The 21,553-nt window shown below is 37.3% G+C and carries 23 protein-coding genes and 1 pseudogene; 6 read left to right on the top strand and 18 right to left on the bottom strand.

Annotated elements, in window-relative coordinates; translation table 11 throughout:
• Nucleotides 1-54: 54 nt before the first annotated feature.
• The 9 genes and pseudogenes from NYR60_RS01045 to NYR60_RS01005 form a co-directional block, all read right to left on the bottom strand.
• Nucleotides 55-680 (bottom strand): annotated as a pseudogene (locus NYR60_RS01045) (LysE family transporter).
• 8 nt (nt 681-688) lie between these two features.
• On the bottom strand, nt 689-1,162 hold the full coding sequence (locus tag NYR60_RS01040; RefSeq protein WP_279467235.1) for a phosphatidylglycerophosphatase A family protein: 474 nt from the start codon (nt 1,160-1,162) through the stop codon (nt 689-691).
• Nucleotides 1,163-1,174: 12 nt separating this feature from the next.
• Nucleotides 1,175-2,140: a thiamine-phosphate kinase gene (gene thiL / locus NYR60_RS01035; RefSeq protein WP_279467233.1), complete on the bottom strand. Its 966-nt coding sequence runs from the start codon at nt 2,138-2,140 to the stop codon at nt 1,175-1,177.
• Nucleotides 2,141-2,204: 64 nt separating this feature from the next.
• Nucleotides 2,205-2,618, bottom strand: coding sequence for a transcription antitermination factor NusB (nusB, locus tag NYR60_RS01030; RefSeq protein WP_279467232.1), 414 nt, complete (start codon nt 2,616-2,618; stop codon nt 2,205-2,207).
• Between the two features lie 129 nt (nt 2,619-2,747).
• Nucleotides 2,748-4,043 (bottom strand): type IV pilus secretin PilQ, encoded by a 1,296-nt coding sequence (gene pilQ / locus NYR60_RS01025; RefSeq protein WP_279467230.1) that lies wholly within the window; start codon nt 4,041-4,043, stop codon nt 2,748-2,750.
• A 9-nt stretch (nt 4,044-4,052) separates the two neighbouring features.
• Complete coding sequence (locus NYR60_RS01020; protein ID WP_279467228.1) at nt 4,053-4,457, bottom strand: hypothetical protein; 405 nt, start codon at nt 4,455-4,457, stop codon at nt 4,053-4,055.
• A complete protein-coding gene (locus tag NYR60_RS01015; protein WP_279467227.1) occupies nt 4,450-4,977 on the bottom strand; it encodes a chromosome segregation protein in 528 nt (175 codons plus the stop codon). The genes NYR60_RS01020 and NYR60_RS01015 overlap by 8 nt, the downstream gene beginning before the upstream one ends.
• 3 nt (nt 4,978-4,980) lie before the next feature.
• A complete protein-coding gene (locus NYR60_RS01010) occupies nt 4,981-5,502 on the bottom strand; it encodes a hypothetical protein (protein ID WP_279467226.1) in 522 nt (173 codons plus the stop codon).
• The gene (locus NYR60_RS01005) at nt 5,484-6,164 is read right to left on the bottom strand and encodes a pilus assembly protein PilM (protein WP_279467224.1); all 681 of its coding nucleotides are present in this window, start codon (nt 6,162-6,164) and stop codon (nt 5,484-5,486) included. The genes NYR60_RS01010 and NYR60_RS01005 overlap by 19 nt, the downstream gene beginning before the upstream one ends.
• A gap of 138 nt (nt 6,165-6,302) precedes the next feature.
• Between NYR60_RS01005 and NYR60_RS01000 the strand changes: the two genes are divergently transcribed.
• The 5 genes from NYR60_RS01000 to NYR60_RS00980 all read left to right on the top strand — a co-directional run bounded on the left by NYR60_RS01000 (nt 6,303) and on the right by NYR60_RS00980 (nt 13,067).
• Nucleotides 6,303-8,915, top strand: a complete 2,613-nt coding sequence (locus NYR60_RS01000) for a penicillin-binding protein 1A (protein ID WP_279467222.1) — start codon at nt 6,303-6,305, stop codon at nt 8,913-8,915.
• A 260-nt stretch (nt 8,916-9,175) separates the two neighbouring features.
• Complete coding sequence (gene aroK / locus NYR60_RS00995) at nt 9,176-9,697, top strand: shikimate kinase AroK (protein WP_279467221.1); 522 nt, start codon at nt 9,176-9,178, stop codon at nt 9,695-9,697.
• A 16-nt stretch (nt 9,698-9,713) separates the two neighbouring features.
• Nucleotides 9,714-10,802, top strand: coding sequence for a 3-dehydroquinate synthase (gene aroB / locus NYR60_RS00990; RefSeq protein WP_279467220.1), 1,089 nt, complete (start codon nt 9,714-9,716; stop codon nt 10,800-10,802).
• Nucleotides 10,803-10,806: 4 nt separating this feature from the next.
• Nucleotides 10,807-11,640 (top strand): Dam family site-specific DNA-(adenine-N6)-methyltransferase, encoded by an 834-nt coding sequence (locus tag NYR60_RS00985; protein ID WP_279467990.1) that lies wholly within the window; start codon nt 10,807-10,809, stop codon nt 11,638-11,640.
• 68 nt (nt 11,641-11,708) lie between these two features.
• On the top strand, nt 11,709-13,067 hold the full coding sequence (locus NYR60_RS00980) for a sodium-dependent transporter (protein ID WP_279467219.1): 1,359 nt from the start codon (nt 11,709-11,711) through the stop codon (nt 13,065-13,067).
• A 487-nt stretch (nt 13,068-13,554) separates the two neighbouring features.
• On the opposite strand, the gene rplI is transcribed toward NYR60_RS00980, so the two are convergent.
• Genes rplI through rpsF form a run of 4 tightly spaced genes read right to left on the bottom strand, consistent with a single transcriptional unit; the run spans nt 13,555 to nt 14,947 of the window.
• Nucleotides 13,555-14,004: a 50S ribosomal protein L9 gene (gene rplI, locus NYR60_RS00975; RefSeq protein WP_279467218.1), complete on the bottom strand. Its 450-nt coding sequence runs from the start codon at nt 14,002-14,004 to the stop codon at nt 13,555-13,557.
• Nucleotides 14,005-14,021: 17 nt separating this feature from the next.
• Nucleotides 14,022-14,249: a 30S ribosomal protein S18 gene (gene rpsR, locus NYR60_RS00970; RefSeq protein ID WP_005705387.1), complete on the bottom strand. Its 228-nt coding sequence runs from the start codon at nt 14,247-14,249 to the stop codon at nt 14,022-14,024.
• Nucleotides 14,224-14,598: a primosomal replication protein N gene (priB, locus tag NYR60_RS00965; protein WP_279467217.1), complete on the bottom strand. Its 375-nt coding sequence runs from the start codon at nt 14,596-14,598 to the stop codon at nt 14,224-14,226. Before priB ends, rpsR begins: the two co-directional genes overlap by 26 nt.
• Entirely contained in the window at nt 14,573-14,947 is a 375-nt protein-coding gene (gene rpsF, locus NYR60_RS00960) for a 30S ribosomal protein S6 (protein ID WP_279467214.1), read from the bottom strand. The genes priB and rpsF overlap by 26 nt, the downstream gene beginning before the upstream one ends.
• 280 nt (nt 14,948-15,227) lie before the next feature.
• Between rpsF and purD the strand changes: the two genes are divergently transcribed.
• On the top strand, nt 15,228-16,514 hold the full coding sequence (purD, locus tag NYR60_RS00955) for a phosphoribosylamine--glycine ligase (RefSeq protein ID WP_279467212.1): 1,287 nt from the start codon (nt 15,228-15,230) through the stop codon (nt 16,512-16,514).
• A gap of 90 nt (nt 16,515-16,604) precedes the next feature.
• On the opposite strand, the gene pnuC is transcribed toward purD, so the two are convergent.
• The 5 genes from pnuC to NYR60_RS00930 all read right to left on the bottom strand — a co-directional run bounded on the left by pnuC (nt 16,605) and on the right by NYR60_RS00930 (nt 21,553).
• Entirely contained in the window at nt 16,605-17,297 is a 693-nt protein-coding gene (pnuC, locus tag NYR60_RS00950; protein WP_279467989.1) for a nicotinamide riboside transporter PnuC, read from the bottom strand.
• Between the two features lie 123 nt (nt 17,298-17,420).
• The gene (locus tag NYR60_RS00945; RefSeq protein WP_279467210.1) at nt 17,421-18,044 is read right to left on the bottom strand and encodes a YfgM family protein; all 624 of its coding nucleotides are present in this window, start codon (nt 18,042-18,044) and stop codon (nt 17,421-17,423) included.
• A 14-nt stretch (nt 18,045-18,058) separates the two neighbouring features.
• Entirely contained in the window at nt 18,059-19,330 is a 1,272-nt protein-coding gene (gene hisS, locus NYR60_RS00940) for a histidine--tRNA ligase (protein WP_279467208.1), read from the bottom strand.
• A 129-nt stretch (nt 19,331-19,459) separates the two neighbouring features.
• On the bottom strand, nt 19,460-20,572 hold the full coding sequence (ispG, locus tag NYR60_RS00935) for a flavodoxin-dependent (E)-4-hydroxy-3-methylbut-2-enyl-diphosphate synthase (RefSeq protein ID WP_279467206.1): 1,113 nt from the start codon (nt 20,570-20,572) through the stop codon (nt 19,460-19,462).
• Between the two features lie 9 nt (nt 20,573-20,581).
• Nucleotides 20,582-21,553 carry a RodZ domain-containing protein gene (locus NYR60_RS00930; RefSeq protein ID WP_279467203.1) on the bottom strand — a complete coding sequence of 324 codons (972 nt, stop codon included), beginning with the start codon at nt 21,551-21,553 and terminating at the stop codon, nt 20,582-20,584.

Below are 21,553 nucleotides of genomic sequence, written 5' to 3'. Positions count from 1 at the left end.
CAGAAAAAAACAGGCTTACGTAAAAACGTAAGCCTGTTTTACTTTGGAGCTTTGTTAGCTTATTAGCCCTTTTATTCCATCAAAAATTAAAATCACGCCAAATACAATAAAGATCACACCGGCAACGTTATCAATATAGCGGCTATATTTTGTATAAAATTCTTGTACCGGTCGGCGAGAAAACAGCAATGCTACTAATATAAAATAAATTAGCGTTGAAAATACGAACAAAAATAATAAAAGAAATAGATCAGAAGTTTGAGTAAATTGAGTAAGAAATGCTGAAACAACACTCGTAAAATAAACACCTGCCTTAGCATTAAAGATATTGATTAATAAACCTTTTTTAATTTCAGTAAAATTATCTAACTCTCTAAGATTCGTTGGCTGATTCGTAAAGGTTGCATTTTTTGTAACCCTCACCATAAGTGAACCGATATAAGATAAATATATGCCGCCAATTACCATAATTAAAAATTGGAACACTGTACCAATCGTATTACTCAGCCAAGCCAAACCGAAAATAGCAAAACTCGCCCAAAAAATAATTCCTAATGAAATCCCGATTGCCGCTAAAATGCCCGCTTTAGTTGAATGACTTGCGGATTGGCGTACTACATAAAAAAATCCGGACCAGGGCTGGCTAAGCCTGCTAGATGAACCAATAAAATAGTTAACATATACTCTCCTAAATAAACCAATAAATAATATGCAAAGTAATTAAGGCATAAATTGCAGCAAGAATATCGTCAAACATAATGCCTAAACCAGTTTCTAATTTTTCATCAAAATAACGAATCGGATAAGGTTTTAATACATCAAAGAAACGAAAACAAATAAATGTCAGTATATAAGCCAGCCAATTATATTCAGGTAAAAATGCAAACATCAGAAAAATTGCCACGATTTCATCCCACACGATACGACCGTCATCATGCACGTTTAGATCACGACTGGTTCTTTCGCAAATATGGCAACCGGCAATAAAGCTCACAACAGTTAACCCAATAAAGAATAAAGCACTCTCAGTCAAATTCCACAATAAAATGGCAATCAAAACACCAGCAAGTGAACCCCATGTCCCTGGTGCTGGCTTTAATAAACCGGAGCCAAAACCGCAAGCGAATAAATGAATAGGATTTTTTAAGTTAAAATTTTTCATTGTTATTTTTTATTATGATTTGAAATGATCAAAACCGACTTGAGATGGTAACGGCACCTGTTTGCCATTTTGGCGTAAAATCAGACCGCTTGTTGCCGAGGTAATTTTACCGATACAGCTAACCTTAATCCCTTGAGAACGTAAAATTTGTTCCATTTCCGACCGCTTGTTATCCGATACGGTAAAACATAACTCGTAATCTTCTCCACCGGTTAAAGCAAAATGGAGTGCTTTTTGCTCACTATATTTAGCAGTTAAATGTGTAGAAAACGGTATGTTCTCCAATTCAATCTCAGCACCAACTTGACTACGTTCTAAAATATGACCTAAATCCGCTAATAAGCCGTCCGAAATGTCGATCGCACAACGGGAAAAGGCTCGTAGTGCCAATCCTAATTCCACTCTTGGCGTAGGTCGTAAATGGCGTTGTACCAAATAGCGGTCGGATTCGTCCGAAATTTTGCAATGATTCAACAACAGCGATAAACCGGCTGCACTATCCCCTAAACTGCCGGAAACAAAAATCCAATCACCGACTTTGGCTTGATGTCGAAACAATCCTTGATCTTTCGGTAAAATCCCTTGTGCGGTAAGTGTTAGCGAAAGCGGTCCACTGGTAGTATCACCACCAATCAAATCGATATGATAACGATCTAACACGGAAAATAAACTTTGGCTAAACTCAGCAAGCCATTGAAGATCAACTTTTGGTAATGTTAACGCTAAAGAAACCCATGCAGGCGTAGCTCCCATTGCAGCTAAATCACTTAAATTAACCGCCAATGTTTTATAGGCTAGATCGGCTGCGGAAATAGACGGAAGAAAATGGGTTCCAGATACAAGTGTATCGGTAGTAATTGCTAAACGTTCATCCGGCTTTAACATGGTAACCGCACAGTCATCGCCTACGGATAAATCCACATCCGAACGTATATTGTTACGTTTAAAATATTGTGCAATGACTTCAAATTCCGTCATTTTCCCTCCGTTATATAACAAAAAAGAAGGCGAACCTTACGCTCACCTTCTTTTTATCCTTCAATTATTTACGACCTAAAGCCGGTGCTAATTTATCTAAAATACCGTTAATATATTTATGGCTATCGTCCGAACCAAATACTTTTGCCACTTCAATACCTTCATTAATCACTACTTTATAAGGTACATCAAGTTCATATTTTAATTCGTATGCCGAAAGGCGTAAGATAGTACGTTCAATCGGATCAACCTCATCTTCCGCACGATCTAGAAACGGACGAAGCTCGCTATCAATCGCTTCTACATATAAAACCGTACCACGTAATAATTTACGGAAATAAGGTAAATCAACACCATTCATATCTTGATCAGTTACAAATGATAATTCAACTTCTTCTACACTATTTTGCGAAACATACCAAGAATAAAGAGCCTGAACCGCACACTCTCTGGCACGGCGACGTGGAGAAACTTTCATAAAACCTCTGCATTTATCATAAAGAGCAAAATGGCGGCATCTATCTAAATAAACCGCCACACAAAAATTCGTACGCAATCAAGCTATAACTTATTGCGATTTAAGCGAGAGATTTTAACACAATTTATCCTATTTTGGCGGTAATTTCTGTGAAGAATGCGAGGAAATTTTCTGTTTTCCACTTTTAACAATATAAGGTGTAACGAAAATGACTAACTCACGCTTACTTATCCTATCACTGGAATGGCTAAATAATTTTTTAATGACCGGAATTGAGCCTAAAATTGGCACTCTATCCTCACCTTTTGCGGTTAAATGCTGAAAAATACCGCCAAGTACAATGGTTTCACCATGTTGAGCGAATACTTGCGTATTTAATTCCTGTTTATCAATCGTAACTAAACCATGCACGGTTGAACTGGTTGAATTCGGTGAATTTTGTGTAACTACCAAATCAAGCAAAATTTGCTTATCATTTGAAATATGCGGCGTGACTTGTAGCCCTAAAACGGCTTCTTTAAATTCGATATTTTTCACTTCATCTTTACGGTTATAAAGCACATATGGAATTTCAGTCCCCTGTTTAATACTTGCCGGTTTTTTATTGGTAGTCAGTAAACGTGGGCTGGCAATAATTTCTACATCGTTTTCTTGTTCTAAAGCGGTTAATTCCAAATCAAGTACACGTCCATTAATTTTAGCCACCTGTAACGCAATAGAAGCAGCGTTATTTACCGGAAAATTGACATTTAAATGGTTAGTATCCGGTAATCCATTCACTTCAAGCGAACCAGCGACTTTATGATGTCCATTTGCCGGAGAAAACATTCCCCAACGTACCCCAAGCTCTTGCAAATTTTCACTACTTATTGTGACTATCCTTGCTTCAATCGCAATTTGTTCGGTCGGTTTGTCTAAATTTTTGATTAATTTCACAATATTTTTCATCGATTCTGGGCTATCTTTAATAATTAAGCTATTACTGCGATCATCAAAATGTAAATAGCCGTTTTCCGATAAAAAATTACCGCTACCTTTAGTTAAAGATTCAATCACTTCCGCTGCTTTGGCATAATCTAATTTTATTGTCTTAGTAATCAATTTAGGTTTTAATAATTCCGGATTTAATCCCCTGTTAGGATCCTTATCGTCTTTTTTATGACCAATAAAATAGATTTGGTTTTCATACGTACTCGTCAGCTTATTTACTCGAGTAATACTTTTTAACACACTATCAAAATCACTATTTTCAATTCTTAACGTGGTATTCGTTTCAATATTGTCGCTTAACACAATATTTTTGCTGTATTCTTCCGCCAAATAACTCAGGATTTCTGAAGTCGGTGCATTCCTCAATGAGATAGAAAAAGCATATACGCAAGCCGATGAAAACATAAAAAAGAGTAACAAAATCATTCTTTTCATATTTTCCTCCTATAACTTTAAGGTAATAGAAGTCGGAGATTGGCAATTTTTCTCTGTTTGCCAATCTATATAACTTATTGATTTTAAATCAATATATACAATCTGAATATGTTCATCGACTAACCAATCATTAACTTGCAGATCAAACAGCTGCTTTTGCGAATCCATCAAAATCGCTTTATATTTATCTTGTTTTTTGAGTACGCCGATAAATTTCAATTGGGTTAATTTGGAGGGTAAATAGCGATTATTTCTTGGCGAAGGTGCTGGACAAGCGGTTAAATTGTCGGAAGAAACTGCAATTCTCTTCTCTGCTGAAAATACCGAATTTTTATCTCCTAATTGTTCACCGTAAAACGGATCAGCACTACTCACAGATGAGAAAAATAAGAAACTTAAAAGATACTTATTCACCTTTATCCTCCGTAACAATAACTCTCGCCTGTAGTTGCAACTGCTTCTCCTGTTCCAATTTGATTAAATGAATTTCTCTAAATTTTAATGGCTTCAATTTCGATAGCTTTTTGATAAGCTTAAAGATAATCGATACTTGATGATTTAACGAAAAGTAAATGGACTTTCCCTGTTCTAAATTCCATTGCATTTGTTCCAGCTTTACTTGATAAACATTAAATATGCTTTGCAATTGCTGGTTAAGTTGGCTCACGTATTGTTCTTTCTCTTTCAAATAATTCTGATGTTGACTAAGGCTTTGATAGAGTCGCTGCTTTTGTGAAGTTTCTTGAGATAATTGTTGTACTGTAGCTAATAATTCTTTCTGATATGAAGATTGGGAAATATATTGATAAGAGGGATAACTTACTATTAATATAAATACACTTAAACAAACCGTTCTAAAATAGGTTTGCAGCAAAGATAAAAAACGAAAAGTATAACTATTTGGTAATAAATAAAGCCTATTAAGTGAAAACATAATTTACTCCCTTAAGGTAATATTAAAACTAAATTCAAGTTGGTGTTGCTCATTTATCTGAAAGTTAACTAATTCAAAACCAAATACTTTTTGCTCGGAAAGATATTTTTCCAGCCTTTCGAATTGATCCGAGTGGCTAAAAATACCGACTATTTTCATAATTGGTATCTCGTTATATTCAAAAATGACTTCTTCTATACCACCTTGCGACAATGGCAAATCTTGTAAAAGCGTCAAATATTTAGCAATATGCTCCTCCGTAAATGTTCGTCCTATATTTATAGGAGGAGAAGATCGAGAACTCACCAATTTTCCATTTAAATGTTCTAATTCTTGCTTAAGATATTTAGTTTGATTGACAAGCGGTCTATTTTGCTGATTTATTTGCAAAACAGTTAACTGCAAGTAAATAGCTAAAGTGACTGCAATGATAACTATCAGAAATAGATAAAGCCCCTGTTTATAGACGTTTTGCTTCCATTGCTTTGCTCGATAATCTGTTAAATTTATCCCTTTCCATTCCATAAACTTGCCCCGAATGCAGTCACATATAAAAAAGGATCTTTTATTGAGTCTTCTAATTCCAGCTGCTCCAAACGACAATTTGCTAAGGTAAGATCCGTATTAAATTCAATTTCTTTACCGGTAAGTCTAAAAGTTCTATCCGTTAAAGCATAAATTCGATTTTCTTGATCCAAATCGGATGAGGAAAGAGCATTAAAACCTCGAACAAAACAATAAAGCTCACAATCCAAAATGGTATCAGCCCGAATCATCAATGTATGGGCATAACTCTTACGTAACGCATAAACAATCACTTTAATCAATCCCTCCTTTTTAAGAGGAAAAAGCTGGTAATCAAAATAAACCTCTTCAAGCGAAAGTGGTAATTCTTGTTGTAGCACTTGTAAAAGTTGGCGATAAATTAGCGTTTTATCATCACTTATCGGTAAAAAAAGATATTTTCGCCAAATATATTGAAAAGGAACGGAACGAACAAAAGCAGAATTAGATGTAAATTCAAGAACTTTCGGTAATAAAAACACCTCATTCTCCTCCCTATTTTGCCAATAGCACGTTTTTTTATAACCATTATCAAAACAGAAACAACGATAAACCCGATTCTCACTAACCCCAACCAAACAATTTTCCGTTGCTTTTTTCATCATTTTGGTGAAATTTTTCACAATTTTGTTCCTTTAAATAGACTTTATGCAATTTTTAAGCGGTTTTTTTACGATTTTTGTCTTATACTTACTTTTTAATTGTGTTTATATCTTGGCGATAAGTTTCAATTTCGTCATTTACCAAAAGAGAATTTTTCGATGAAGATCGCAAAAATAATACTTAGTGCTTTACTTTCACTGCTGATTCTAGGTGGTGTAGCAGCAGGTATTACTTATATTCATATCAAAGAAAGTTTACCCGATGTATCCAGTTTAAAAACGGTGGAATTGCAGCAACCTATGCAAATCTTTACTGCTGACGGCAAGTTGATTGGTGAAGTAGGCGAACAACGTCGTATTCCTGTTAAATTGGCTGATATTCCTCAAACATTGATCGATGCAATCATTGCAACCGAAGATGTCCGTTTTTATGAACATAAAGGCATCGATCCCAAAGGAATAGCACGTGCGATTTGGCGTTCCAGTCAAGGGGATACTCAGGGTGCAAGTACAATAACTCAGCAATTAGCTCGTAACTTTTTCTTAACACCTGAGCGTAATCTTGAACGTAAATTAAAAGAAGCTATTCTTGCTCTAGAAATCGAAAAAGTGCTGAGCAAAGATGAAATTCTTGAACTTTACCTAAATAAAATTTATTTAGGTTATCGTTCTCATGGTGTTGCTGCCGCAGCAAAAACTTATTTTGGTAAAAATCTTGACCAATTAACCTTGGGAGAGATAGCAATTATAGCCGGTTTACCAAAAGCACCTTCAACAATGAACCCTCTTTATTCGGTAAAACGTGCTGAAAACCGCCGTAATGTCGTCTTAGGTCGAATGTTGGAAGTCAAGAAAATTACGCAACAACAATATGAACAAGCAAAAGCAGAGGAAGTTAAAGCAACATTCTACGGTACGGCTTTAGAATTTAGAGCTGATTATGTTACCGAGATGATTCGTCAAGAAATGGTAAAACGTTATGGTGAAGATGCAGCATATAATAACGGTTTTAAAGTGTATGCGACTGTCCTCTCTACCGACCAAAAAGCAGCACAAGATGCGTTAAAAGAAAACCTAATTAATTATGATATGCGTCATGGTTGGCGTGGTGCTGATAAACTTTGGAAGGGTAAAAATGCTTGGGATGATGAAAAAATTATTGAGCATCTCAGTAAATTACCTAATTCGGATCCCTTTACCGGAGCTGTAATTGTTGGTATCGACAAAAATAGTTATACCCTTTTATTACCGAACGGTGATAAAGATGAATTACCTAAATCTAATGCGGTTTTCGGACGACAAATTAAACTTAACGTAGGCGAGCAAATTTGGATTCGTAAAGCTAAAAATGGAAAAGAATGGATTCTCGGTCAAATTCCGGAAGTAAATTCAGCATTAGTTTCGTTAAATAGCGATAATGGTGCAATTGAAGCAATTGTCGGTGGCTTTAGCTTTGAACAAAGCCGCTTTAACCGTGCAACTCAATCTCTCGTACAAGTAGGTTCGTCAATTAAACCGTTTATTTACGCTGCTGCAATGAATAAAGGTTTAAGTCTTTCTACAACATTAAGTGACTCTCCTATTACTATCACTAAACGAGGACAAAAACCATGGACACCTAAAAATGCGGATAACCGCTATGAAGGTCCATTACGTTTACGCGTCGCATTAGGTAAATCTAAAAATATGGTCGCGATCCGAGCATTGCAAATGGCTGGGGTAGATTATGTTGCTGAATATCTAGAACGTTTCGGATTTAATAGAGATCAATTTGTTGCAACCGAAGCGCTGGCATTAGGTGCTGCATCATTCACGCCATTAGAGATGGCAAGGGGCTATGCCGTTTTTGATAATGGCGGATATTTAATTGAACCTTATATCATAGAGCGTATTTTAGATAATCAAGGCAATGAATTATTTAAAGCGAACCCTGCAATAGCCTGTTTAGAATGTAATTTACCCGTGAAATATCCTGAGCCGGATTATTTCGATGGCGTAAAAATTCACGATGAAGCACAAATTCAAGCCATTTCTGCTCAAGATACTGAAGATAACAACGAAAGTGATGATAATCCGGCAGAAAGTGAAGGTGAGCCTGAAATCAAATCTTCTGTCAAAGCCAATGTGCCAAGTTTAATGACTGAAGCCGTTCAGAATAGTACCGAAGTACGATATGCACCGAGAGTCATTAGTGGTGAATTAGCATTCTTAATGCGTAGTATGTTAAATAGTGCGATTTATGGTGAGCCAGGACAGAGCTGGAACGGAACCAGTAAAGCGTTAGCCAATGAATTTAAAAGCCGTAAGGATATTGGCGGCAAAACCGGTACAACGAATAATGCTAAAGTCACTTGGTATGCGGGTTTTGGGGCAAATATCGTCACTACTGTTTATGTCGGTTTTGATGATAATAAACGAAATTTAGGTAGACGCGAGGCTGGTGCAAAAACGGCAATGCCAGCTTGGACTAAATATATGAAGGTCGCTCTTGCAGATAAAAAGGATCGTGTTATTGCCACTCCACCTAATATTATTGAAGTAAAAATTGACGCCAATAGTGGTTTTCTTGGTAACAATTTAACTGAGTACTTTATTAAAGGCACCGAACCGACTAAAAAATATATCGTGGAAAAAGCCTATAAAGTACCTCAATCAACGAAGCCTAAGACAAGCTCAGACATAAAACCTGGTTCTAAACCACATTTAGAGCAACGATTAGGATTACCGCCAAAAGAGTTACTAAATTCTCCAGGGAGCTTTGAATTATTCTAAAATAATTTATAAAATTTTAGGGTTTCTTTCCCTATAAGGTTGAAATTAGGTATGATTTCTTGCGATAATCTTGCCTAATTATCTTTGGGCAATTTGTGGTATTTAATACGATTTAACTCAACCGAAAAAGCACGCTTGCAACATTTTTCGTAAAGCAGACCGCTTGCTATTGCTAAAAATAAAGCAATTAAGCATCAGCGGTCGTTTTCTTTCCACAAATTGATAGTTGTATAAATTTAGAATATTAAGAAGAAATAAAAATGGCAGAAAAACGTAATATTTTCCTTGTAGGGCCTATGGGAGCCGGTAAAAGTACCATTGGCCGTCAGCTTGCACAAATGCTAGGTATGGAGTTCATTGATTCTGATAACGTCATAGAAGAACGTGCCGGAGCTGATATTGATTGGATCTTTGATGTTGAAGGCGAAGCAGGATTCCGTAAGCGTGAAGAACGCATTATCAATGAATTAACGCAAAATCAAGGTATTGTGCTTTCCACTGGTGGCGGTTCTATTCTATCAAAGGGAAATCGCAATGTATTATCAGCTAGAGGTATTGTTATCTACTTAGAAACTACTGTTGATAAACAATTTGAAAGAACACAAAGAGATAAAAAACGTCCGTTACTCCAAACAGACAATCCGCGTCAAACATTGGAAGAATTAGCACAAATTCGTAATCCTTTGTATGAAGAAATCGCAGACATTACACTACAAACCGATGAACAAAGTGCAAAAGTTGTTGCAACTCATATTATTGAGTTAATTGATAATTTACAGTAATCACAAGGGGTAAGAAATGTTACAAGTAAATGTTGAATTAAAAGAACGTCGTTATCCGATTATTATCGGTTCAAGTTTATTAAGTGAGCCGAAAAGTTATGCCCCATTAAAATCGGGTGATAAAGTAATGATCGTATCAAATCCAACAATTGCCGAACATTATCTTGCCGCTGTTCAGGATACGCTGGAAAAACTTGGTTGCCACGTTGACTACGTGCTTATTCCCGATGGAGAAAAATATAAAACTTTAGACTCCCTGAATATGATTTTCACCGCTTTATTAGAAAAAAATCATAATAGGGATACGACACTTATCGCATTAGGTGGCGGCGTTATCGGTGATGTTGCCGGTTACGCTGCTGCTTCATATCAACGAGGCATCCGTTTTATTCAAATACCCACAACTTTGTTAGCTCAAGTAGATTCTTCTGTAGGAGGTAAAACGGCTGTTAACCATCCTCTCGGTAAAAATATGATTGGTGCATTTTACCAACCAGCAACAGTGATTATTGATACGGATACGTTACAGACATTGCCTAAGCGTGAAGTAAGTGCTGGTCTTGCTGAAGTAATCAAATACGGTGCAATTTTTGATATTCAATTCTTTGAATGGTTAGAACAACACATTCATAATCTAGTATCCTTACAAAAAGATGCTTTAGAATTTTGTATCCAACGCTGTTGCCAACTTAAAGCAGATGTTGTGGCACGCGATGAAACAGAAAAAGGTGATCGTGCTTTACTTAATTTAGGACATACGTTTGGTCACGCTATTGAAGCTCATATGGGATATGGTAATTGGTTACATGGCGAAGCTGTTGCTGTCGGTATGTTAGAAGCGGCTGAATTATCTCGTATTTTAGGTCATTTATCTGAACAGGATGTTGCCCGTTTAGAGAAATTACTTGCACAAGCGGTGTTACCGACAATATCTCCAGATACAATGGAACCTAAAGAATACCTTCCGTATATGTGGCGAGATAAAAAAGTATTAAACGGGCAATTACGCTTGATTCTACTTAAATCATTAGGTAATGCTTATGTCACATCTCAAGCATCGGAGCAACAAGTTCTAGCAGCAATTGAACGATTTACTCAGCGTTAATTTAATGAATAATAAAAGAGCTTTTTTAAAGTGGGCAGGGGGAAAATATCGCCTAGCTGCTGAAATTCGTAAACATTTGCCCCCTAAGCCTATTCAGGGGGCTTGTTTCGTTGAGCCTTTTGTGGGAGCGGGATCCGTATTTCTCAATACAGATTATGAACGCTATTTACTTGCGGATATCAATCCTGATTTAGTTAACTTGTTTAATACCGTTAAATATAATGTGGAGCATTATATTGAAGCGGTTCATTCACTTTTTTTATCCCCAGAAGCCAATACAGATCATTTCTATTACGCTCGTCGTCAGGAATTTAATGTTTCATCGGATCCCTTCAAACGATCTGTGCTATTTCTTTACTTGAACCGCTTTGGTTTTAATGGACTTTGTCGCTATAACCAAAAACACGAATATAACGTACCTTTCGGTGCTTATAAAACCCATTATTTCCCCGAAAATGAATTACGCTTTTTTGCGGAAAAAGCACAGAAAGCCGAATTTATTTGTGCTGATTTTGAACAAGTTTTTGCTTACTTAAATCAGAATCCAGACAATTATATTGTATATTGTGATCCACCTTATGCACCTCTCCAACAAGAGAGTAATTTTACACACTATGCTGGAGGTGGATTTACCCTTTCTCAACAAGAGAAATTGGCACAATTAGCCAAACAGGCTCAACAAAATAATATACCTGTACTCATTTCAAACCATGATACGGTTTTCACTCGGAAAATATACCAAGGTGCGAAAATAAAAAAAATTAAAGTTCAACGTTCTATCGGACAAAATGCTAACTCTCGTATCAAAGTTAACGAACTATTCGCACTTTTCTCTTAATTTACAAACATTTCTAAAAATTTAACCGCTTACATATCAGCGGATAACAGCCTGACTTAGGAGTAATAATGGCAAATAAACCTGTAGAACGCCAATCTTGGTCAAACAGATTGGCTTATGTAATGACCGTTGCCGGTGCAACTGTCGGTTTTGGAGCGACTTGGCGTTTTCCTTACCTTGTTGGAGAAAACGGCGGCGGTGCTTATGTCTTTCTTTTCTGTGTAGCGATGATCGTAATTGGTATCCCAATGATATTAGTTGAAAATGTTATCGGACGTCGTATTAAAGTAAATGCGATTGATGCCTTTGGAGGGACTGCAAATGGTAAAGCGATTCATTCCGGTTGGAAAATCTTAGGTTATATGGGGCTGCTCGGTGCTTTTGGCATTTTGGCATACTATATGGTATTAGGTGGCTGGGTACTCAATTATATCGGTAGCTTAGTAAGCGGTTCTTTAGATCTATCTAGTCCGATCAGCGTTGAAACTACTGCTTCATATTACAAAGAAAGTATCCAAAATAGTCCTTTAGCTATTATTGGCTATACTTCAATTTTTGTATTAGTTAACTATTTTATTTTAGTTAAAGGCATTGTAGATGGTATTGAACGTTCCGTGAAATACCTTATGCCCTTACTTTTTGTCTTCTTACTTGTTATGGTAATCCGTAATGTCACACTACCTGGAGCAGCTGAAGGTATCTCTTTTTATTTAATGCCTGATTTTTCAAAAATCACGCCAAAACTCTTTGTTTTTGTATTAGGGCAAGTATTCTTTGCATTAAGTTTAGGCTTTGGCGTGCTTATCACGCTATCAAGTTATCTCGATAAGAATGAAAATCTAGTTAAAACAGCAACGATTACCGGTATTATGAATACACTCATAGCTGTACTTGCCGGTTTTATGATTTTCCCATCCTTATTTAGTTTTGGTGTTGCACCAAATTCAGGACCAACATTAGTATTCCAAAGCCTACCAATCGTATTTTCTAATATGTGGGGCGGAACTGTTTTCGCAATTATCTTCTTTAGCTTATTAGTTGTAGCAGCACTTACAACCTCATTAACTATTTATGAAGTAATTATTACCGCTTTACAAGAAAAAACAAATATGAGCCGTAAAAAAGCGATTGCGGTAACATTAGCAACCATTTTTCTGATCGGAAATATTCCGTCAGTTTTAGGAGATAATATTTGGCAGAATATCCGAATCATAGATAAAAGTATTTTTGATGCATTTGACTATATCAGCGGTAATATATTATTTATTCTCACCGCATTAGGTAGTGCAATTTTTGTAGGATTTATCCTGAAAGACGAAGCTAAAGCTGAATTAGGTGCAGGGAAAACCTTTACCACAATTTGGTTTAATTACGTGAAATTTGTGATTCCGATTATTATTTTAGTGATTTTCTTTAACTCACTTTAGTTCAATCTAACAAAAGGCTTTAATTATAAATTAAAGCCTTTTTTCATACTTAAATTCTTCTCCTAAAAGCCCATAAATAATTAGAGATTTTATTCTTTTAATCAGTAAAATTTGATATTCCCAGCATTATATAGCAGTTGCACAAAAATTTATTTGTAGGGCTGAACTGTGTTCGTCCTTATGATATTCATCATAAATTTTTTCGGGTGAATGCAATTTGCCCCTACATTATTGAAACAGATTAACCTCTTTGTGCATTTGCTACATAATTTCGGATGTTCCCGTGACAATAAATACATTATCTATAAGTTTTGATTGAGTATAATTAGAATACGTTATCAAACGTCTAATATACGAGAAATAAATAAGTATATTAAATAGGAATTCTATTTAATAAGAATTAATAGACCCTTTTGAAGATAAAGTTTAATACGAGATAAAAAAATACCCAGCGATTGGCTGGGTATTTAAGAATTACTTTTATAAATTATTCAGCAACTACGTTTACTGTAACTACTGCATTTACTTCAGGGTGTAAGTGAACTTTAACTTCGTGTTCGCCAGTTGTACGAAGTGGACCTTCGCCTAAACGAACTTCAGATTTAGCTACTTCAATGCCTGCTGCTGTTAATGCATCAGCGATATCTTTTGCTGAGATAGAACCGAATAAACGGCCATCGTCACCTGCTGTTGCAGATACAGATACTGCTGCGATTTCAGCAATTTTAGCTGCACGAGCTTGTGCTGCTGATAATGCTGCTGCCGCTTTAGCTTCTAATTCAGCACGACGTGCTTCGAAGTGAGCGATATTTGCTGCTGTTGCCATAACTGCTTTACCTTGTGGGATTAAGAAGTTACGTGCAAAACCTGATTTAACAGTTACTTGATCGCCCACAGAACCTAAGTGAGCAACTTTATCTAATAAAATAACTTGCATTGTACTCGACCTCTCTATTACTGATGATTGTCAGTGTATGGAAGTAACGCTAAGTAACGAGCGCGTTTGATTGCGCGAGCTAATTGACGTTGATACTTCGCACGAGTACCAGTGATACGGCTAGGAACAATCTTGCCGTTTTCAGAAATGTAGTTCTTTAATGTAGCGATATCTTTGTAATCGATCTCAACAACATTTTCCGCTGTGAAACGGCAGAACTTACGACGACGGAAATAACGTGCCATTTGGCTTCTCCTGATCTATAAATTCAATATGTTCGGCATGAAGGACTAATTGGTTTAAACCATTATAGTCTTTGTGAGTATGGATAAATCCATGAACTCTAATTTTATCGCCGAGCTTTATTTGTTGGGTTATTAAACTAAATTGATTGCCGTTTAAAATCACTTGGATTTTACACCACGCTTGACGTTCTAAATTTGCTTCGATTTGGGTTGAACGATGCTCAAGCCAAAAACGATAACTCGGAACCCCTAATGGATTTCGGCTTTGTTTAATTATTGAAGCAACAGAGCCACTTAAAATTAAACAATTATCAATCGGCGAATTACTCGCCAACTTCCTCTGATTCAACTTCAGCTACCGCTTCAGCAACTTTGCTTTCTTTCGCTTTCACCATTGGTGACGCTTCAGTTACTGCCGCTTTAGTGTGAACGATTAAGTTACGAAGAACTGCATCGTTATAACGGAAGTTAGTTTCTAACTCGTCGATTACACTTTGAGGTGCTTCTACATTCATTAACACGTAGTGTGCTTTGTGAAGTTTGTTGATTGGGTATGCTAATTGACGACGACCCCAATCTTCTAAGCGATGAACTTGACCGCCAGCTTCTTTTACAGATGCTGTGTAACGCTCAATCATTGCTGGTACTTGTTCGCTTTGGTCCGGGTGAACCATAAAAACGATTTCGTAGTGACGCATTGACTATCCTTACGGGTTAGCAGCCTCCAACTTTAGCCAGTCACCAGCTTGTGGAAGCAAGGATTAAAAACAGATGTGACTGAGCATCGCAATTATACGTAAATTTGTTGTTTTTGCAAGCAGAATTTATCGTTAATCAAGCCAATGTAAGAATGTGATTAATCACATTAATACAAAAATAGGTTTTACCTGATAAAAAGACGAATATATAGTTCAGTATTTTTCAATATTCTAGTACAATACGCAAACGTTTGCTTTTGTTAATTTATAAGGAATCCAAATGAATGTATTAATTATCGGTAACGGTGGTCGTGAACACGCTTTAGCTTGGAAAGTACGTCAATCGCCTTTAGTCAAAAAGGTGTTTGTCGCACCAGGTAATGCAGGCACCGCGCTTGAAGAAGGGATTGAGAATGTTGAAATTTCTGCCACAGATTTGACCGCCTTAGTGCAATTTGCTAAAGAAAATGCAATTGGACTAACCATTGTTGGTCCTGAAGCTCCTCTCGTTATTGGGGTTGTTGATACATTTCGTGCAAATGGGTTAAAAATCTTTGGTCCAACTCAAGCTGCAGCACAGTTAGAAGGCTCGAAAGCATTTACTAAGGATTTCTTAGCTCGTCATCAAATTCCAACTGCTGAATATCAAAATTTTACCGAGGTTGAGCCAGCACTTGCTTATTTAAAACAAAAAGGTGCACCAATTGTGATCAAAGCGGACGGTTTGGCTGCTGGTAAAGGTGTAATTGTTGCGATGACGCTTGAAGAAGCAGAAGAAGCGGTCAAAGATATGCTATCGGGCAACGCATTCGGCGAAGCCGGTAGCCGTGTAGTTATCGAAGAATTTTTAGACGGTGAAGAAGCCAGTTTTATCGTGATGGTAGACGGTAAAAACGTTGAGCCAATGGCAACTAGTCAAGATCACAAGCGTGTCGGTGAAGGTGATCAAGGCTTAAATACCGGTGGTATGGGTGCTTATTCACCGGCACCTGTTGTCACACAGGAAATTCACAATCGTGTGATGCAAGAAGTGATCTACCCAACCGTGCAAGGTATGGCAGCGGAAGGGAATCCGTATACCGGTTTCCTTTATGCCGGCTTAATGATTATGCCGAACGGACAACCGAAAGTGATTGAGTTTAACTGTCGTTTCGGTGATCCGGAAACACAACCAATTATGATGCGTTTAGAATCAGATCTTGTACAACTTTGTTTAGCGGCTTGTGACGAAAAACTTGATACGGTTAAATCGAAATGGTGTGAACAAGCTGCATTAGGTATCGTATTAGCTGCTGAAGGCTACCCGGGCGATTATCGTAAAGGCGATGAAATCAGCGGTATTCCTACTCAAGCACAACAATCACAGAAAGTCTTTCTTGCCGGTGTTGAGCAAAAAGATGGCAAATTAGTGACAAATGGTGGCCGTGTTTTATGTGCAACAGCATTAGGTAACTCAGTATTTGAAGCCCAGCAAAAAGCATTAAAACTTGCCGAACAAATTCAATGGCAAGGTCGTTTCTATCGCCGAGATATTGGCTACCGTGCCGTAGCAAGAGAAAAATCATAATTTGCTTTTAGGCTCATAGTAAAAATAAAGCGGTCTAATTTGTAAAATATTTTGCAAATTAGACCGCTTGTTATTAGCTAGCTAAGAATATTAGCGATGAGCATTTTTCTCTAATTGCGTCCAGTTATAAAAGCCATAAAGCGAGTTAAGCAAATATGCAGCGTACATTAAATACATCGCTGGTGTTTCCGCCCATAAAGCGATAGATAACATATTAAGCACAATCCACAACAGCCATTGTTCACGATAACGTAAAATCATCAGTAACTGTGCTGCTACGGTGGTGATAGTGGTCACACCATCTAAACCGGTTGAACTACCGCCTGCCGCTTTAAGTGCTTGAATAAAGAGAAAAGTACCAATACCAATTGTTGCCAATAATACAATCCACCCTTTGACAGTTAAAGATTTCGCAATAACTGCACCGCCACCTTGACTATCTTTTTGCATATTCGCTTGCCATACGAAGTAACCGATAAATTGTGCCGGCAAATATACATAAAGCACGCTATTCATTTCACCGATAAAATTATTTCCCCACGCGACATAAAAGTAGGTGTAAGCAAAAATTAAACCAAATAAATAGTTACTCACTTTTCCCTTACTGACCAATACAACACAGATAATGCCGGCAATCCCTGAAATCATTGCCAAAATAGAATCTGGTGCTTGTACATAAGCCCAAACTTGGGCAGCAATAAAAACAACAAGCCAAATCACTTCAAAAGGTTTCCAGCCGGAAAGCTCTTGTTTAAAAAAATTTGAAACGGTTTGTGTATTCATCATACATCCTCCATATATAATAAAAACTGCTTTATTCTAAGTTAAAATAAGCATTTATGTAAAATATAAATTACAACATCAGTGTTTATATAAAAAAATAGGGCTGTTTTACAGCCCTATTCGTTATAGATTATTTAAACGCACATCAATCAGTAATTTATCTTGACTTGATGCTATACTTTTCGCTTTTTCATAAACACCTTTTGCAGATGTCTTATCGCCTTTAGCCACCAAAATATCGCCGGTTAACATTAGCTTGCGTTGTTCCCATACCGGATCTGTTATTTGACCTAATGTTGCAAGTGCATCATCATAACCTTTTAGCTGATAATCAATCATAGCCAAACGGAAACGAATCAATGTCTGTAAAGTGGCATCAGAGGTTGAAGTCATCGTATTTTGTAAAATCACTTTTGCCGTCGCAAAATCAGCTTTTTCAACCGCTTGTTTAGCGGATTCTAATTGACTAAATACCGCATAGCTTGAGTCTTTATTTTCACTAATAAACTTTTCTACAAGCGGTGCATTTTTAGTCGGATCTTGCAAATAACTTTCCATAACATTTTGGTAAGCTACTGAAGTTTGTTGTGCTGTTTCTAACTGATGATTTTTCCAAAAATTCCAACCGAAAGTTGCTGCACAAGCAATAAAAACCGCTACAACAATTGGTGTGCCGTTTTCTTTAAACCAGCTTTTTGCTTCTTCAAACTGCTGTTCTTCCGTTTTATTTAAATATTCGTTACTCATTCATTTTTCCTAATTTAAAAACGTTTTGTCAGTTCTGAAATTAAATCCGCTTGTGCAATAGTAACCTGTTCTGCACCGCTTTGCAGATCTTTTACCACCACTTTTTGCTCAGCCACTTCGCTTTCACCGATAACTAACGCAATTTGTGCTTCTACTTTATCCGCACGTTTAAATTGTTTTTTAAAGTTACCGCCGGAACAATGTGTCATCACGCGTAATTGCGGTAATTCGCTACGGATTTGCTCAGCAATTTGGAACGCATTTAAAGTAGCACCTTCGCCTGAATAAACTACATACACATCAACGGCTTTCGGTAAGCTAATCTCTTTATTCACTTCTTGAACAAGTAGCACTAAACGCTCTAAACCCATTGCAAAGCCAACGCCTTGCGTTGCATGACCACCAAGCTGTTCAACTAAGCCGTCATAGCGACCGCCACCACAGACCGTACCTTGCGAACCTAATGCTGAAGTTACCCATTCAAATACAGTTTTATTGTAGTAATCTAAACCACGTACCAGCTTTGGATTTACTTCATAAGCAATGCCCATTGCATCTAATAAACTACAAAGTTGTGTGAAATGTTCACGGCTGTCATCATCTAAGTAATCTAATAATCTCGGTGCATCATTGAGGACTTCTTGTAACGCTTGATTTTTAGTATCAAGAATACGTAACGGGTTTTTTACTAAACGTTCCTTTTCTTCATCATTCATTAAAGCGGTATAATTTTCCAAGAATTTTACCAATGCCGAACGATAATTCGCACGAGCTTCAAGCGAACCGATTGAGTTTAGTTGTAAAGAAACGTGTTGATCGATACCTAATTCTTTCCATAAACGTGCCGTAAGAATAATTAATTCCGCATCAATTTCCGGATTTGGAATACCGAAAATTTCTACACCTGCTTGGTGAAATTGGCGATAACGACCTTTTTGTGGACGCTCGTGACGGAACATTGGTCCCATATACCATAAACGTTGTTCATTATTGTAGATCCAGCCACGTTCAATCGCTGCACGCACACAACCAGCCGTTCCTTCCGGACGAAGTGTTAATTGTTCGTCATTATCCCAGAAGGTGTACATTTCTTTTGAAACCACATCCGTTACTTCGCCAATCGCACGTGCGAAAAGCGGTGTACTTTCTACAATTGGCATACGCACTTCAGAATAGCCATAACCGGCTAATACATTACGTACTTTATTTTCAATCCACTGCCATAATGGTGATTCTGTTGGGGAGCAATCGTTCATCCCACGGATTGCTTGAATATTTTTAGCCACTTTATTTTCCTTTTATTACGCTAAAACCACGGACAATACAAATAAATACGGCAAGTAAATTTTTGCAGAAAATTGACCGCTTATTTTCTACAATTTCCGTAAAATTCATATAACCCGTGGTGACTAAACTTAAATTTGTTCGATTTGAATTCGATTATGTTGCTCGGCAACTCTTGCTCGAATTTTTGCTTCTAATTGGTCAATGAGTTTTTCATTATCAAAACGCTCTTTTTGGCGAACGCCATCAAGATAGAAGCCACTCATTTTATTAGAACCGGTCACACCGAGATCTGATACAAGTGCTTCACCCGGGCCATTTACCACACAGCCGATAATCGATACATCCATCGGTGTTAAGATATCTTCCAAACGTTGTTCTAACGCATTTACCGTTGCAATCACATCAATTTCCTGGCGTGAGCAAGTCGGGCAAGCGATAAAGTTGATACCGCGAGAACGAATACGTAACGATTTTAAAATATCGAAACCGACTTTAACTTCTTCCACTGGATCCGCGGCAAGTGAAATACGTAATGTATCGCCGATACCCTCTGAAAGCAGTAATCCTAAACCAATTGCAGATTTAACCGAACCGGCTCTTGCACCACCTGCTTCAGTAATACCTAAATGCAATGGCTGGACAATTTGTTTTGCTAAAAGACGGTAAGATTCAACCGCTAGAAACACATCGGAGGCTTTTACACTTACCTTGAAATTCTCAAAGTTAAAACGATCTAAAATATCTACGTGACGTAATGCCGATTCTAATAACGCTTGTGGAGTCGGCTCACCGTATTTCTCTTGTAAATCACGCTCAAGTGAGCCGGCATTTACACCGATTCTAATTGGAATATTTTTATCTTTCGCACAGTCAACCACAGCACGGATACGCTCTTCATTACCAATATTACCCGGGTTGATACGTAAACAATCGACACCATATTCCGCCACTTTTAATGCAATACGATAATCAAAATGAATATCTGCTACAAGTGGGACATTTACCTGTTGTTTAATGACTTTAAAGGCTTCCGCCGCATCCATTGTCGGTACCGAAACACGGACGATATCGGCACCAACACGTTCAAGTGCTTGAATTTGAGCCACCGTTGCTTCTACGTCTGTTGTACGAGTATTTGTCATCGATTGCACGGAAATCGGTGCATCACCGCCGACTGCAACATTACCGACCCAAATCTTTTTCGATTCACGACGTTTAATTGGAGATTGATGAGCTGACATTTCCAATCCTTATTGTGCTAAAGGTAATTTAATACGGGCAACACGACCATCAATTTTTAATGGTACTTCTTGACCTTTATAGTAAAGTTTCACATTTGCCGGCGCACCAATGGTTAAACGGTATTGTTCATTACCATTAAAAGTAAGCACTTCGCCATTAGCATATAATTTCTCCGCTAGGCTTTTCTTGTTTTTTGCACCTTTTACCGTAATCCAGCTTTCTTTACCGGTAATTTCAATTCTTAACTCGTCATTGCTTACTGCTGCCGGTTGGGCTTCTGTTGCATTTTCTGCTGAAGACTGTTGTAATACATTGACATTCTCAGCTTGCGTTTCTGTAGCTGTGGCTATTGGCTGTTCTGTTGTTACCGCTGCTGTATTTTCAGTTGTCGGAACCACTGGAGTAGTCTCAGTTTTTGGTGCTTCTACAGGCTGTACAGCTGTTGTAACCGGTTGAACACTATTATTTACGACTGGTTCAGTAGCTGGAGGAGTTTGTACTGTTGTCGTATTGTTTTCTAACGGCATTGCAGTAGTGCTAACGATATGCTCTCTAGTTTCTTGCTCTTTTTGATAATCCTGCCACCACCATAGTAATGTCATACCTATCGCACCGAGTAATACAAGAATCGTTAAATATTTAACCCATTGTGTTTGTGATTTTTGTACGACTTTTGCTGAAGATGTTTTTACTGCCTCTTTAGGAATGATCACTTCACCATAATTGACACTTGATACCAATTCTTCTGGTAAATGCAAGAAACGTAAGTAATTACGCACATAACCACGCACAAAAGTTGGGGCAACATTCTGCAGAATAAAAATATCGTTCTCTAAAGATTCAATATGGGACTTTTTCAGATTGGTTTTTTTCGCCACATCCTCAATGCTTAAATGTAAAGACTCACGTGCAGCTCTTAGCTTTTGTCCTAACGAGTGAATGTCTTGATTTTCTTGCTTAGGCGTTGTTGATTCGGTCAT

The organism is Actinobacillus genomosp. 2, assembly GCF_029773605.1.
Lineage (GTDB): Bacteria > Pseudomonadota > Gammaproteobacteria > Enterobacterales > Pasteurellaceae > Actinobacillus.
This window is presented reverse-complemented; position numbering and strand designations above follow the sequence as displayed.

Coding starts and splice junctions, on each gene's coding strand:
- NYR60_RS01040 (WP_279467235.1), bottom strand. CDS start 1,162: ATGAAAAATTTTAACTTAAAAAATCCTATTCATTTATTCGCTTGCGGT.
- thiL (WP_279467233.1), bottom strand. CDS start 2,140: ATGACGGAATTTGAAGTCATTGCACAATATTTTAAACGTAACAATATA.
- nusB (WP_279467232.1), bottom strand. CDS start 2,618: ATGAAAGTTTCTCCACGTCGCCGTGCCAGAGAGTGTGCGGTTCAGGCT.
- pilQ (WP_279467230.1), bottom strand. CDS start 4,043: ATGAAAAGAATGATTTTGTTACTCTTTTTTATGTTTTCATCGGCTTGC.
- NYR60_RS01015 (WP_279467227.1), bottom strand. CDS start 4,977: ATGTTTTCACTTAATAGGCTTTATTTATTACCAAATAGTTATACTTTT.
- NYR60_RS01010 (WP_279467226.1), bottom strand. CDS start 5,502: ATGGAATGGAAAGGGATAAATTTAACAGATTATCGAGCAAAGCAATGG.
- NYR60_RS01000 (WP_279467222.1), top strand. CDS start 6,303: ATGAAGATCGCAAAAATAATACTTAGTGCTTTACTTTCACTGCTGATT.
- aroK (WP_279467221.1), top strand. CDS start 9,176: ATGGCAGAAAAACGTAATATTTTCCTTGTAGGGCCTATGGGAGCCGGT.
- aroB (WP_279467220.1), top strand. CDS start 9,714: ATGTTACAAGTAAATGTTGAATTAAAAGAACGTCGTTATCCGATTATT.
- NYR60_RS00985 (WP_279467990.1), top strand. CDS start 10,807: ATGAATAATAAAAGAGCTTTTTTAAAGTGGGCAGGGGGAAAATATCGC.
- NYR60_RS00980 (WP_279467219.1), top strand. CDS start 11,709: ATGGCAAATAAACCTGTAGAACGCCAATCTTGGTCAAACAGATTGGCT.
- rplI (WP_279467218.1), bottom strand. CDS start 14,004: ATGCAAGTTATTTTATTAGATAAAGTTGCTCACTTAGGTTCTGTGGGC.
- rpsR (WP_005705387.1), bottom strand. CDS start 14,249: ATGGCACGTTATTTCCGTCGTCGTAAGTTCTGCCGTTTCACAGCGGAA.
- rpsF (WP_279467214.1), bottom strand. CDS start 14,947: ATGCGTCACTACGAAATCGTTTTTATGGTTCACCCGGACCAAAGCGAA.
- purD (WP_279467212.1), top strand. CDS start 15,228: ATGAATGTATTAATTATCGGTAACGGTGGTCGTGAACACGCTTTAGCT.
- pnuC (WP_279467989.1), bottom strand. CDS start 17,297: ATGAATACACAAACCGTTTCAAATTTTTTTAAACAAGAGCTTTCCGGC.
- NYR60_RS00945 (WP_279467210.1), bottom strand. CDS start 18,044: ATGAGTAACGAATATTTAAATAAAACGGAAGAACAGCAGTTTGAAGAA.
- ispG (WP_279467206.1), bottom strand. CDS start 20,572: ATGTCAGCTCATCAATCTCCAATTAAACGTCGTGAATCGAAAAAGATT.
- NYR60_RS00930 (WP_279467203.1), bottom strand. CDS start 21,553: ATGACCGAATCAACAACGCCTAAGCAAGAAAATCAAGACATTCACTCG.